The organism is Faecalibacterium sp. 3 (assembly GCF_048323735.1).
Taxonomy (GTDB): domain Bacteria; phylum Bacillota; class Clostridia; order Oscillospirales; family Ruminococcaceae; genus Faecalibacterium; species Faecalibacterium wellingii.
This window is the reverse complement of the sequence record NZ_JBLWFN010000001.1, coordinates 2,447,760-2,461,084: the sequence shown is the minus strand read 5'-3', so window position 1 is coordinate 2,461,084 and position 13,325 is coordinate 2,447,760. Positions and strand designations below refer to the sequence as shown.

The window sequence follows — 13,325 nt, the reverse complement described above, 5'->3', positions numbered from 1 at the left end:
TTTTTGCCTTACTCTTTGCGCTCTACCCGGTAATTGACGTACTTGCCTCCCGTATCTGCCAGAAGCACCGTTGCATCGTAGGTTTTGCCTGTCTTTTCGTAATAGAGGCCCTTGACCTTTGCCTTACCGTTTTTGAGCAGAGCGGCGGCGATCTTCGGTGTGAACGCCTTTTTGCGCTGCTCAAAGAAGCGGTCATTCTTCCACATCACGAACTGACAGCTACGATTCCCGCAGTAGAAGTTTTTCTTGCCCTCATAGACGTTTTCACTGCACCGGGGACACTTGCCGATGATGACCCGTTCCGACTGGAACAGGTTTTGCTTATCTGCACTGATACAAGAATAGGTCTTGACCAGCTGGCGCACCTGCGCTTCAATTTCGGCCATGAACTCGTCCGCGTCTGCATTGCCCTTGGCAATCTCGGTCAGGCGGTTTTCCCATTCGGCGGTCAGGACGGGAGAGGTCAGGCTTTCCGGCAGAACCACCGCCAGATTGATGCCGTCCTTGGTGGGGACAAGCTGTTTGCCCTTGCGCTGCACAAAGCCCATTTGCACCAATTTTTCCAGAATCGCGGCACGGGTGGCCGGAGTGCCCAGCCCTTTGCGTTCCGCATGGCCCAGGCCACCCTCTCTTGCTCCTGCGGAGCAATTCACCTTGTCCTCCGGCATATCCTCGGTCCCGGCCCGCTCCATTGCCGACAGGAGCGTATCTTCGGTGTAGGCTTTCGGCGGGGACGTGAAATGTTCCGAAACGTTAGCCGTCACGGAAAAACTCTGTCCCTCGGCCAGTTCCGGCAGGGTGTTCAGCACTTCTTCCTCGGTATCTGCTTTCAGGGTGGAGCGGAACCGCTGGTCGATTTCTTTCCAACCGGGAACAAGCACGGTCTTTCCCTTGGCGGTGAACTCGTTCCCGGCGCAGGAGAACACAGCAGTCACAGTTTCGTACTCATGGGGCGCGGCTATCGCGCAGAGCAGTTTGGAGCAGACAAGGTTCATCAGCTTACATTCACTCTCGGCAAGGCCAGTGAACCCCTGCTTTGCAAATTCGGCGGTGGGAAGGATGGCGTGGTGGTCCGATACCTTTTTGCTGCTCAGCACCCGCCCCACATCCGGGGGCAAGTCAAGCCCTTGGGCAAAGGGCAGCAGCCACAGCAGGTCGGACACAAGATGTTGTACCGTCTGGCCCATGTCCTCGGTCAGATATTGGCTGTCGGTGCGGGGATAGGTCAGCAGTTTCTTTTCGTAAAGCTGCTGGGCATAATCAAGGGTCTGCTTTGCCGTGAAACCGAACAGGCGGTTTGCCTCCCGCTGCAAGGTGGTCAGGTCATAGAGCTTGGGCGGCTGTTCTGTCTTTTTCTCTCGCCGAATGGACGTGCAGACTGCATTTGCACCTGTGCATTTTTCTTTGAGAGAATTTGCGGTTTCTGCATCCGCAATGCGCCCACTGTCCGCTTTCAAGCTGCCGGACTGGATGCCGACTGTGTAATACTTTTCTTTTTGGAAGCGCAGGATTTTTGCGTCCCGGTCCACCAACATTTTCAGTGTCGGGGTCTGCACCCGGCCTACCGTCAGGGTTTTGTGATACAGCACCGAAAACAGTCGCGTTGCATTGATACCCACCAGCCAATCCGCCTTTGCACGGCAGAGGGCCGATTGATACAGAGCATCATAATCCAAATCCGGGCGCAGGTTTGCAAAGCCCTCCCGGATAGCGGCATCCTCCATGCTGGAAATCCAGAGCCGCTTCACAGGTTTTGTGCAACCGGCTATTTGGTAGACGAAACGGAAAATCAGTTCTCCCTCCCGGCCTGCATCGGTCGCGGCGGTCACACTGTCCACATCCGGGCGGTTGAGCAGAGAGCGCACAATTTCAAACTGCTGTTTCTTTTCGTCCGGGACAATGAACTGCCACGGCTGGGGCAGGATGGGCAAATCTTCGTACCGCCACTTGCCGTATTTTTCATCGTACTGGCCCGCTTCCGCAAAGGACACCAGATGCCCGATGCACCAGCTGACCAGATACCCGCCACCCTGCCAATAGCCGTTTTGCTTTTCAATGGCCCCGATCACGGCGGCGATGCTGCGGGCAACACTGGGCTTTTCGGCAATCACCAGCTGAAAGCTCATGTTTCGTCCTCCTGTCCGTCCTCTGAATGAATTTCGATTTCAGCCGGTTCCTCGTCTGCATCCTCATCCTCGCCAAAATCGTACTCGTCCAGATCATCGTGCCCGGTGGTATCGGCCTTGGGCTTGCGGAACTTGAAATAATAGAGGGCCGCGCCGCCGCCCGCCAGAGCCAGCACCAGCAGGATCATCAGACTGCCCATGTTGGACTTCGGCTTTTCCTGCGGCGTTTCTGTGTCGGTTTTCACTGCTTCCGGGGCCGTGCAGTCGCGCAGGCTCTTTTCACACAAGGGGCAGTTTTCGTTGACGTTCCCGGCTTCACATTTCACGGTGCAGGTGCAGAACTCGGTGTCATGCGGTTCTTCATCCAGCAGGGCCAGCAAGTCGGCATCGTCCACTTGGTTCAGAAAGTGAACAGAAGTTTCCTTGTCCTCGTTGGCACGGTCAATGAGGATGTAAAAATAATTCCCGGCCTTGGTGGTCACAGTGATAAGCTGCTTGTCGCCGTAAAAATCATCCACCAGTGTTGCGTTGCCTTTGGGCGTAATGGACACGCCCTCCGGCTCCATGCCGCCCGTAGTCGGTTCTCCCTCGGTAATTTCCGGCAGAAGTTCCGGGGCTGGGTCAGTGCCGCTTGCAAAAGCAGGCATGGAGAACGAACAGAGGCAGAGCAGGATAGCCAGCAGTCCGGCAGCGAAGCGGTTCCAGTTGTCAGGTTTCATCGGCGGCATCCTCCTGTTTGTGGTACGGGGTGACAGTGGGTGCAGCGTTCAGCGCACCGCTGCGCAGGAAAGCTGCGAACTCGTCCGGCTTCATGTTCATGCTGCGCACCAGCTGAATGATCTGCAGGTTTTCCTGTTCAGTCTTTGCAGCTTCCAGTTCTTTCAACTGCTGCTGGTATTCAGAGATTTTTTCTTTGAGCCGTTCAATATCGCGCTCAATGCGGGAAAGTCTTTTTGCCATACAAAATCCTTTCTGGCGTTACGGTAAACGCCCATAGCTGTAAAAATGTTCCTGCCAATATTTCGAGTTGAGGTTTGTGTAAGAGATAGGGTCGCCGCAGTGCAGCATGATGGAATTGCCTACATAGATACCGCAATGGCTCACGCCGGGGGTATCGTAGGTTCCCTTGAAAAACACAAGGTCGCCCGGTTTGACCTGCGCCGTCGAAACAGGAGTACAGAGGTTGTAAAGGCCCTGTGCGGTCTGGCGGCCTACGTTCCAGCCGGAGTGATTCAGCACCCACGAAATGTAGCCGCTGCAATCAAAGCTGGTGCTGGGCGAACTGCCGCCCCACACATACGGATAGCCGATGTACTTCGTGGCTTCCTCCATCATGGCGGCAAACCTATCATCCTTTAGTTCTTCCGGGGGAATATCGTAGTAGGTGGGCTGCTTGATGGTGGACGCATTGGGGTATTGCGCTTTGCCAAACAAATCCGGCCGGTTGCCCAGCGTGCGCATATAGAGCGAATAGGCACTAAGCTGTTCTTCGGTCAGCACTTCCACGGGCAGGTGGGACAAATCTTTGTTCTTCAGCTTGACCGTACAGATGTAGTATTCATACGGCTCTTGGTAGGTGATAACCTGCGGCACACCATACGGGCCAATAATGACCATCATTTTTGTGCGGTAACGTATCTGCATGGTCACGGTCTCGGTCAGGATGTACTGCTTTTCAAAGAGCATTTCAAGTTCGCCCTGCACCTCGGCCAATGTAAAAACGCCATCATGGAGTGCGGACAAAATCGAGATCAGCACATAGGGGTCATGCTCGATTTCGTCCAGATAAAAATGGTATTCATCGTAGTTGTGGGTGGCCTCGTAGGTGTCGAGATACCGTTGCAGTTTTTGTTCCAGCTTGGCGTAGGCTTTCTCTGCACCCAGCATATCCTTGTCCTTGGAAAAGTAAGAGGATGCCGTCACGCCGGTTCCAGCGGTGCCCGCCATCACCGTACAGGACTGCAACCCCGTTATCAGGAGCAGAGCCAGCAGACCGAACACCGCCACGATCAGAATGGTTTTCCAGTTCCGGGCCGCAAATTCGGCTACCCGTTCGCCGCCCTTGGACGCCAGCTTTGTTACCCGGAAACCGTTCTCTGCGGTGGCGGCTGCACCCTGCGCGGCGGCTTGTCCGGCCTGCCGTGCAGCTTTGGCATACTGCTGTTTGATACGCCGTTTCTGCCACATCCGGGAAATGGGGTTGCTGGCCGCCTGTGCAATTTGCGGATTGTCCCGCAAGGATTTCTGGTAAAAGTATTCTGCATTGGCAGACATGAGCTGACGCTCTGCCTTTTCCACGGCCTTGTAGGGCTTCATCTTGTGGTGCCGGATGCCGCTGCGGATGGCTTTAGCGGTCTGACGCTCCACCAGTTCTTCACCCTTGTGGCCACCCTCCACACCTACATTTTCGTGTTCGACTTCATGGATTTTTCCGTGAGCGAACAACAACGCTTCCGATAGCGGGCGGCTGGCCGGGTTTGGTTTCAGGCTGGGTGGGCCTTTGTCCTGCTGCTCAAAACGCAGGGTGGATTTTGCCTTGCCGCTGACAGCATCGTAGACTTTTTCCTTGACTGGGACGCGCTTTTTCGGCAGAGCTGCGCGGGCTGAATCCAGCTTGTCAGCCTTTGCATCCGCTTTTTGAATAAACGGCTGCAACGCCGGGTCTGCCCGTTCTTCCTCGGTCAGTTCCAGACGGGCGGCGGAACCGTGTAGGCCATCTTCGCTTTCGGCGGTTTCCGCAGCTTGTTTGGCTTTTTTCTTTGCCTTGTGCTTGTCCTTTACGTCCTCGGTGCGTTCCAGTATTTTTTCGGTCTTGCCCTCGGAATCCGTTGAGTAATCCTGTTCCGCTTCCCGACTGGAAACGTTCTCCACAGTGCCGTCCGCTTGATTTTCCATCACCAGACCATCACGGGTCATGGTCTGGGTGACTTTGGCTTTCGCCTGCAATTCTTTCAAAGTTCTTCACCTCCCATCGGACAGCGGTCCGTTTCAATGTCCGCAATGTATTTGAGAATCGGGAACACCTGCGGCGGCGAAACTGCATTGCCCAGCGTTTTCATCCGCTTGCTGCGGTTCGGCACCTCTTCGGTCAAACGCGGGATGTCGGCGGGTTCTTCGGCCCAAAGGGAATGTCCGTCCATTTGCGCGGGAAACCCATCAGCCACTCTACCCAGTCCGGGTTGAGATACGGCTTTTCCAGCGTGGTGGGTGTCATTCGGTAGACCACATGGGAAAGCCGCGCTGTCCACGCCTTGCCATCCTTGTTCATTTTGCGGTAACTGCCATTTGCAGAAATCTGGATGTCCAGCCCCTTGCCCACATCCCCGGTGTCGCTGGCAAGGGGTGTGGGAAGCAGCGGAGCCGATGATGAATACCCGTTTCCGTTCGTGCCACGCGCCAACGGCAGCAGCAGGTAATACGAAAACCCGAACATCGTAACCTGCCTGCTCCAAGTCAATGAGCGTTTTGTCGAGCCCCATACGGAGGAAGCCAGCAACATTTTCTCCAAGCACCCAACGGGGCTGCAATTCCCGGATAACCCGCAGCATTTCGGGCCACAGGTAGCGTTCATCGTGGAAGCCGCGCTGCCGCCCTGCGGTGGAGAACGGCTGGCACGGGAAGCCGCCTGAAATGAGAGTGACAGTGCGCAGTCCTGTTTTTTCAAAGAAAGCCTCCTTTGTTACGGTGGTGATGTCTTGAAAGCGGGGCACCTCCGGCCAGTGGCTTGCCAGCACAGCGGCGGGAAACGCTGCCCACTCGCATTGGCAGACAGAGGTGAAACCCGCTGCTTCCGCGGCAAGGTCGATGCCGCCGATGCCGGAAAACAAGCTGAAATGCGTTAGGCTCATAGCTCCACTACCTCACTGAGCCGGGTGGTCATAATTTTGTAAAGCTGGGTGTTATTCGGGATAGGGTTTGAGAACGGCAGCACCACATTTTCAAAAATCAGCAGTCCTTCGCCCGGTTCCGAATTGTCGATGTACTTCTGCTGGTCTGCGGAAAGGTTCAGCCGTTCCGACAGGATTTTGCGGTCGCCGGATGCCTGATTCAGCAGCGTGATGAAGTCGCTGTTTTCCAGAATGTTCTCAATTTCCGGGGAAGAAAGAAGGTCCTTCACATTCTGGGTGGCGCCCGTGGGCACACCGCCCCATTTGCGGAAGCGTTTCCAGATTTCTGCGGAATAAGCAGCGGTCTGTTCTTCTTTCAGCAAAAGGTGGAACTCGTCTGCAAAATACCATGTGGCGCGGCCTTGGCTACGGTTCTGGGTAACGCGGCCCCATATCTGGTCTTGGATAATGAGCATCCCCAGTTTTTTTAACTGCTTGCCTAACTCTTTGATGTCAAAGGCCACAAGCCGGTTGTGGATGTCCACATTCGTTTTGTGGTTAAAAACGTTCAACGAGCCAGACACATACAGGTCCAGTGCCTGCGCCACCCGGTCCGCTTCCGGCAAGTGCTGGTCGAGCAGGGCTTGGTGGAGGTCGGATAAAATCGGCATATTCTCCGGGCAGGGGTTTGCCAGATAGGGGCGGTAGATGGCTTTCACGGCACGGTCTATCACGGTGCGCTCAATCGCTTCCAGACCTGTTTTACCGCCCATGACCAGTTCACAGAACGACAGCACAAAATCCGATTTCAGGGCAAGCGGACTATCATCCTCGGAGTAGTTGAGGTTGATGTCCAGAGGATTCACATAGTCCTTGCTGGTGGGCGAAAGTTTGATGACCTGCCCATGCAGCCGCTTGACCAGCGGATAATACTCGGCTTCTGGGTCTGAAATAAAAATATCGTCAGCAGTCGTTAAAAACACACTGACGATTTCGGACTTGCAGCTCATGGATTTGCCGCTGCCGGGCGTACCCAGCTTCAAGCTGTTGGGACACCGGGCCTGCTTGCGGTCCAGCATGATCATGTTGTGGGATTTTGCGTTGATGCCGTAGTACATGGCCGCGCCGCTCTGGAAAAGCTCCTGCGTCACAAAGGGCACGAACACCGCCACGTTGGAGGTGGTGAGGCTGCGCTGAATCTTTATCTGGTTGATGCCCAGCGGCAGGCTGGACACAAGGCCCTGTTCCTGCTGGTAGTCCAGCCGGACAAGCGAGCAGTTATACTTCTGTGCCACACCTGCGGCTTGGAACACATCGTTGCCCAGCTTTTGCTTGGTGTCGGCCACATTCAGCACAAGAAAGGTCAGCATGAAAAGCCGTTCGTTCCGGGTCTGCAATTTGTTCAGCAGCTTTTTGGCGTCCTCGCCGTAAGTGGCAAGGTCGCTGGGCAGGATGTCCATGTCGTACCCGGAACGGACAGCCTTTTTCTGCTCCTGAATCTTCATGGCGTCAAGGTCTGTGATCTTCCGCTTGATGGTTTTGATGGCCTCGGTCTGGTCGATGGCCTGCACATGGAGATTGACGAGAATGCCGCTTTCCGTTTTGAGAAAATCGGCCAGCATTTCATCCGAAAGTTCCGGCGCAAGGATTTGTAAAAAGCTCACAGCTCCATATTTGCCGCCCAGTCCAAAAGTCTTGGCCGTGCCGAAGCAGAGGGAGGACGGGGCCACAAAATCCTTAGTGGACAGGCCGGAGGGCGCCAGCCAGTCCCAGTCAAAGCGGAACGGTTCCCCGTCCGGGTGGAAGATGCCGTGCAGAACCTCCAAACGCGCCTGTCCGTCCATGACGTGCGCCACGCAGCCCATGGTCTTGAAATAGCCCAGCAGGTCAAGACCAATGCGGGTCAGCCGCGCCCGTGCGGTTTTTAGATTGTCTGCCTCGATGGTGAAGGTCAGGTACTTGGTTTTGACAATGCCGTTGTTTCCGCTGGCAAGCTGCTTTTGCAGGATGGCGGTGTACTCGGCGCGGATGTCGTCAAAATCATCCCCCTGCGGTGCGATCTCAAAACTTTTTGCGTACTGCACCGGGTCAACCTTGCGATTGAGAAACGAAAGCTGCACATGGATGGAGGCATCCACATAGTTGTACAGGTCGCACAGGTGTTCAAAGATGGCGGTCCTCGTTTCCGGCTGGGCCAGCTGATAGCTGATGTCCTCAAAGGCAATGCACTTGGAGAACGTGCGTCGGTCAATGCGGCACACACCGTCCGGGTAGATGGCCTCATACGGGATGGTGGCCTGTGCCGTGCGGGGCTTGCCGTCACCCTTGTACTTGCGGAGAACGGCATCAATTTCTTTTTTCTGGGCGCGGGTGAGCTTTTTGGGCTTTTCGGTTTCGCTGGGTATCGTTTTTCTGGACAATGGCCTTTACCTCCTGTTCCATTTGGTATTGCCGCACAAGGGCGGCGTAAGCATTGTTGGTCTGATAGGGCCTTTCCTTGGGACGAATAAAGCAGCACTGAATCATTTGCTGAATCACCACTTCAAGGGGCTGGCCGTGCCGCTCGAACAGAGCGAACAGCAGTCCCGGCAGCATGGCAAAAATCATCAGCAGGGCCGCTGCACTGTTGGAAAGATAGTTCCGGGCCAAAAAATAAAGCGGTCCGCCCGTTAAAAGCGCGCCGCCGAAGCAGACCAGCTGCCGCTTGGTCAGCCCGAATAAGACTTTGGATTTTACATGGGTCAAATCTTTGGGAACGGTCACATACGCCATACGTTTTTCCTTTCTCGGCCTTAGTGGGCACCAAACACCGACTTGCTGATGCTGCCGGTCTTGAACAGACAGAAACAAAGTAGCACGGTGTAGCCCATGCAGCCCCAGATAGCCCCGGCAATGTCCGCCGCGCCTGAAATGTTGCGTATCAGCACCGCATAAATGCCCACGACAATCATAATCAGGAACGCTTGGAAGCCTAACGCCAAAAGCGATTTCAAATAGTTCTGCCCGGTGCTGCGCCACTCGCTGCTGCCCATGGTCGCCAGCGGGATAGGCCCCAGTGCAATCACAACGTAAATCTCAATCATGCGGCCGTAGGTCACAAGGAAGATGCAGATGGACAGGATGTTCATGGTCAGGCCCACCACAAGGGTCTGGAACCACAGGCTGAGCAGACTGCCAATGGTCATGCTTTCCAGCTGAAATTCCAGTCCGGGTATCAGGCGGTCAAAGTGGATGGATGTTTCACCGATGATCACGCCGGAACTTTGGTTGACAACGCTCTGGGTGGCATCGAACACACCCATAACGATATTCCATGTGTTGCTGACAATGAGGATGGCAAAAGCAGACTTGAAAATCCAGCGGAAGAACATGGAGGTGTCAAAGTCGTGCATATTGTTCTTTTCGGTAATCATCTGGATAAGCTCATGGCACATCACAAGGGCAAGGATAGCCGCTGCAATGGGCAGCACCACCGTTTCGGAAAGACTACGCAGCATATTGAAAATGCCGCTGTTCCACGCCTGCGGGGTAGAGCCGACATCCGAAGCGATTTCGCCCACCTTGGCGTTCACGTTATCGAACAGGCCGGAGAGGTTGCCCGTGATGCCATCTATCAAAATGCCTTTTATCCATTTCTCGATGATCTCACTAATCAAGCAAAGATACCTCCTTTCCCGCGCCCTCCCATGTGAGAGGGAGAGCGCGGCGTAGGATTTTAAGTGTTAGTTGTTCGGAAAATTGTAGGCAGCGATGCAGGACTTAGCCCAGCAGCCCGGACAGCAGCGGGACAAGGGTCACGCCGATCAGGGCAACGCCGCCGCCCGCGACCAGCTGCTTCACGCCCTGGCTCTTGCTGCCGGGGTTATCCTGTCCGTAGCCCTCCAACAGGTTGATGCCGCCCCAGACACACAGGGCACCGCCCAGACCGACAACGATCGTCTGCAAAGTATCGACTGCGCTGTTGAAAAATTCCATAAGGTCCTCACTTTCTGCCGCTTGTTCTGCGGCACTCAAAAATTTTTTCAAAAAATGCCGCCTCATTCGGCGGCTGCATCTTCATCCGACAGGTCGATTTCGTACAGGTCAAAACTTTCGTCCTGTGCGACTACCTGCTGCCGTTTCCGGCGCAGGGTGGATAAGAACCTGTCCACCTCAAAGGTATTCTTTTTGTCCGCGTCCGCAAGGTACTTGTAGTGCGGGTGCTTTGTAATGTCGAACTTCTCCGAGAAGAACGGCCTCACGCCCCGCAACTGCAAAATGCACCTGCCGCCGTCCATGATTGCGATTTCGTCCTCTGACATCAACGCCTTTCCTAATTTTTGATAGTTCAGTCCGTGGGAGGTTTGAGAACCCCGGTTCTCGCTGGTGTTGAAACTGTCGATGGTCTCTTTCCCCAGCGCATCGGAGATCTCTTTGGCATTCTTACCCCGCCCACTCAAAAAGAGAACAGAATCGCAGTTGTCCGAAATGATTTCGGCCGCATCCTTGTAGATGGCTTTTAGCTGCGACTGGCTCTGCAAAATGATGGATGCCGAGATTTCCCGGCTGCGGATGGTGGCGATCAGCTTGTCGAAGTTGGGAATCTGCCCAATGTTGGCGAACTCGTCCAGAATCAGCCGTACATGGACAGGCAGTCGGCCACCGTATTTATCATCCGCACGGTCACACAGCAGGTTGATAAGCTGGCTTTGAAGCATGGCAAGAATGAAGTTGAAGGTGGTGTCCGTGTCGCTCATAATCAGGAACAATACCGTCTTTTCATCCCCGATGGTGTCCAGCTCCATTTCATCGTCCTCCATCAGTTCACGCACTTCCCGGATGTCAAACGGGGCTAAACGGGCACCGCAGCTTATCAGGATGGAGGAACGGGTCTTGCCCGCCGACAGCAAGAACTTTTTGTACTGCCGGACAGCGAAGTGGTCCGGGTCTTTCTGTTCCAGCCGCTCAAACATGAGGTCCACCGGGCTTTGAAAGTCCGGGTCATCCTCGCGGGCTTCACTGGCATTTATCATTTCCAGCAGGGTGGTGAAGTTCATTTCCTCTGCCGGGGCCTCGTACCAGATGTAGCCGATCAGAGCCGTGTAGAACAGCCGTTCCGACTTCACCCAAAAATCTTCTGCTGATTTTTCACCCTCGCCCTTGGTGTTGGCGATAAGGGTATTCACCAGCTTCAGCACGTCTTTTTCCGAGTGGATATAGACAAAGGGGTTGTACTTCATGGACTTGGAAAAGTTTATCGTGTTCAGGATTTTCACCCGGTAGCCCGCCCGCTGGAACATTTGGCCTGTTTCGAGAACCAGTGTGCCTTTCGGGTCTGTGACTACGAATGAGGTGGGATAATCAGACGTGGGAAAGCATTGCATGAGGTTGGGCTTGACGTAAAACCGCGTCTTGCCGCTGCCGGAGCCGCCGATCACCAGCACATTCTTGTTCCGGGCCGTCTTAGGGTCTTTGGGCCGCCCGGTCATGGTCAGGCGTTCGGTCTGGGTCAGCAGGATGTTGTTTTCAAACTTGGGGTCGATGTACGGGGCAATGTCTTTGGCGGTGCCCCACCGGGCAGAACCGTATTCCTCACCCTTGCGGTACTTCTTGGCGTTCTTGCCCTTGCTGTACACGATGAGCCGGACAGCCACCGCCCCGGCAAGGCCTACGCAGAGGTCAAACGGATGCAGGCTGGGCAGCGGGTTTGCAAAGGCAGCAGAGATGCCGTTCGTCAGGTGGAGTAGCTTTGCCGAAGCATCCACGCCCGCCGCCAGACGGTATGCCTGCCCGCATTTGGCGAACAGGTACACGAACAGCAGATACGGCAGATTCAGCACCAGCAGCTTTTTCAGTTCAGGCTTCATCACTCTAACCCCCTTTGCTTGATTTTTTCTTTGGCGCGTTTCGGCTGCTGGGCCGCTTTCTGCTTGGCTGCTGTCAGCACCTTGCGGATGGAGGGCCGCTGCTCCTTGGAGAGTGTTTTGGCCGTGAACTCCCGGAACGCCTGTTCCAGATTGTCCGCATCCTTGGCCTTGAAGATCACGATGTAGTGGGGCGGCTGGGTGGTCTTGTCCTTGCGCAAGGTGAAGTCTACGCCGTACTTCTTGGCACAGGGCTTGAATGCCCCGATGTTCGCCTCTGTGACTTCAATGTTGGTCAGGGACGCGCCGTGGGCTTTCAGCTGTTTCAGGCTTTGCCTGCCGTGGTGCAGCTTTGGCCCCTTGGCCCGGTGCTGCAAATATTTTTTCAGGGCAGCTTGCAACGCTTGGGCGGTGAGCTTGCCCGTTTTCATGGACAGGGCAATAGTTTTCTGGGTGACTTCTTCCTGCAATATGAATCCCTCCTTGTTGCAGAAAATTCAGAGCGGCAGCTAGGGTGGAACCACCAGCCGCCGCAGGTAAAGTGTTCTCATGGATGGGTACTCCTTTCGGTCAGGTGTTGGGCGGGCGGCCCCAATCGGGCTGCGCCATATCGTGCGCCACAAGGGACGCATAGTAGCTGTTGATGGTGCTGGGGGCGTTGAACAGCATGGCCCGCAGGTATTGCTTGATGTTGCGGACTTTGGTGGTGTTATCCCGCAGGCAGTCCATGACGAACTCAATGTGATGGCTGCCCAGTTTCAGGAACTTGGCCTTGACCAACTCTGCCGGGTAATCGTCCCCGGCCACCCGGATGGACTTGCGGTTGGTGCAGACGGTTTCCAGTAGGATGTCCACGATCTCGTCCAGCTGCTCCCGGTCTATCCGGGGATTCTGGATGAGGGTGTCATACTCGATGTTCTCCAAAATCAGGTCCCGGTAGATTTGATAGGCCGTTTCCTTTCGGCTTCCTGTCCGTTCCGGCGGCGGTGCCGCTGCCTCGTCCTCGTCCAAAGGCAAGGGGTTTGAGGAATGGATAGGAAGGGAATCGGTATTTAATCCCTCTTTCTTTTGTTTTTCTGTAATTAGTTTATCTTTATTTAATTGCATTGGATTTTCCAACGTAGGGTTTTCCTGCGTGGGATTCTCCAACGTTGGATTTTCCAATGTAGGTGAAACCGATGCAGGAACGGGCTGCGGCAGCTCAAAGATCACATAGTCTGCACCGCGCAGCCGCCCTTTCTCGTCCCGTTCTCTGGAACGCTGGATGTAGCCCGTCTGTTCCAGTTCCCGGATGGCCTGCCGTATCGCGTCTATGCTTTCCCGGTTGATACGGGCCAGTCCTTGCAGGGTGTAGTCCCAATCTTCCGGCAGGGAGAGCATTTGGGAGAGTAAGCCTTTGGCTTTCAGGGACAAGGCTCGGTTCCGCAGGTGATGGTTCGACATGACCGTGTAGCCGCTGTTCTTTTCTACACGAAAAACTGCCATTTCACGGATGCCTCCTTTCTGTTTTGGGGCAAAGAAAAAGCCGC

General features: G+C 55.0%; 12 protein-coding genes. All 12 read right to left on the bottom strand.

Features of this window, described 5'->3' with window-relative positions; genetic code table 11:
- Positions 1-8: 8 nt before the first annotated feature.
- Positions 9-2,126, bottom strand: coding sequence for a DNA topoisomerase 3 (locus ACNSPV_RS11640; RefSeq protein WP_348583294.1), 2,118 nt, complete (start codon positions 2,124-2,126; stop codon positions 9-11).
- Complete coding sequence (locus ACNSPV_RS11635) at positions 2,123-2,845, bottom strand: DUF4366 domain-containing protein (RefSeq protein ID WP_348583296.1); 723 nt, start codon at positions 2,843-2,845, stop codon at positions 2,123-2,125. Before ACNSPV_RS11635 ends, ACNSPV_RS11640 begins: the two co-directional genes overlap by 4 nt.
- Complete coding sequence (locus ACNSPV_RS11630) at positions 2,835-3,086, bottom strand: DUF4315 family protein (protein WP_097777297.1); 252 nt, start codon at positions 3,084-3,086, stop codon at positions 2,835-2,837. The genes ACNSPV_RS11635 and ACNSPV_RS11630 overlap by 11 nt, the downstream gene beginning before the upstream one ends.
- Before the next feature lie 18 nt (positions 3,087-3,104).
- Complete coding sequence (locus ACNSPV_RS11625; RefSeq protein WP_348583298.1) at positions 3,105-5,081, bottom strand: C40 family peptidase; 1,977 nt, start codon at positions 5,079-5,081, stop codon at positions 3,105-3,107.
- Entirely contained in the window at positions 5,078-5,974 is an 897-nt protein-coding gene (locus tag ACNSPV_RS11620; protein ID WP_348583299.1) for a DNA (cytosine-5-)-methyltransferase, read from the bottom strand. Before ACNSPV_RS11620 ends, ACNSPV_RS11625 begins: the two co-directional genes overlap by 4 nt.
- Positions 5,971-8,373, bottom strand: a complete 2,403-nt coding sequence (locus tag ACNSPV_RS11615; RefSeq protein WP_348583300.1) for a VirB4-like conjugal transfer ATPase, CD1110 family — start codon at positions 8,371-8,373, stop codon at positions 5,971-5,973. The genes ACNSPV_RS11620 and ACNSPV_RS11615 overlap by 4 nt, the downstream gene beginning before the upstream one ends.
- Complete coding sequence (locus ACNSPV_RS11610; RefSeq protein WP_348583301.1) at positions 8,300-8,725, bottom strand: PrgI family protein; 426 nt, start codon at positions 8,723-8,725, stop codon at positions 8,300-8,302. Before ACNSPV_RS11610 ends, ACNSPV_RS11615 begins: the two co-directional genes overlap by 74 nt.
- Positions 8,726-8,745: 20 nt before the next feature.
- Positions 8,746-9,609 (bottom strand): VirB6/TrbL-like conjugal transfer protein, CD1112 family, encoded by an 864-nt coding sequence (locus ACNSPV_RS11605; RefSeq protein ID WP_348583303.1) that lies wholly within the window; start codon positions 9,607-9,609, stop codon positions 8,746-8,748.
- 103 nt (positions 9,610-9,712) lie between these two features.
- Positions 9,713-9,928, bottom strand: a complete 216-nt coding sequence (locus ACNSPV_RS11600; protein ID WP_005922889.1) for a Maff2 family mobile element protein — start codon at positions 9,926-9,928, stop codon at positions 9,713-9,715.
- Between the two features lie 62 nt (positions 9,929-9,990).
- Positions 9,991-11,799: a VirD4-like conjugal transfer protein, CD1115 family gene (locus ACNSPV_RS11595; RefSeq protein WP_348583306.1), complete on the bottom strand. Its 1,809-nt coding sequence runs from the start codon at positions 11,797-11,799 to the stop codon at positions 9,991-9,993.
- Positions 11,799-12,266 carry a PcfB family protein gene (locus tag ACNSPV_RS11590; protein ID WP_348583307.1) on the bottom strand — a complete coding sequence of 156 codons (468 nt, stop codon included), beginning with the start codon at positions 12,264-12,266 and terminating at the stop codon, positions 11,799-11,801. Before ACNSPV_RS11590 ends, ACNSPV_RS11595 begins: the two co-directional genes overlap by 1 nt.
- Before the next feature lie 100 nt (positions 12,267-12,366).
- Positions 12,367-13,281, bottom strand: coding sequence for a DUF6017 domain-containing protein (locus tag ACNSPV_RS11585; protein WP_348583308.1), 915 nt, complete (start codon positions 13,279-13,281; stop codon positions 12,367-12,369).
- Positions 13,282-13,325 lie beyond the last annotated feature (44 nt).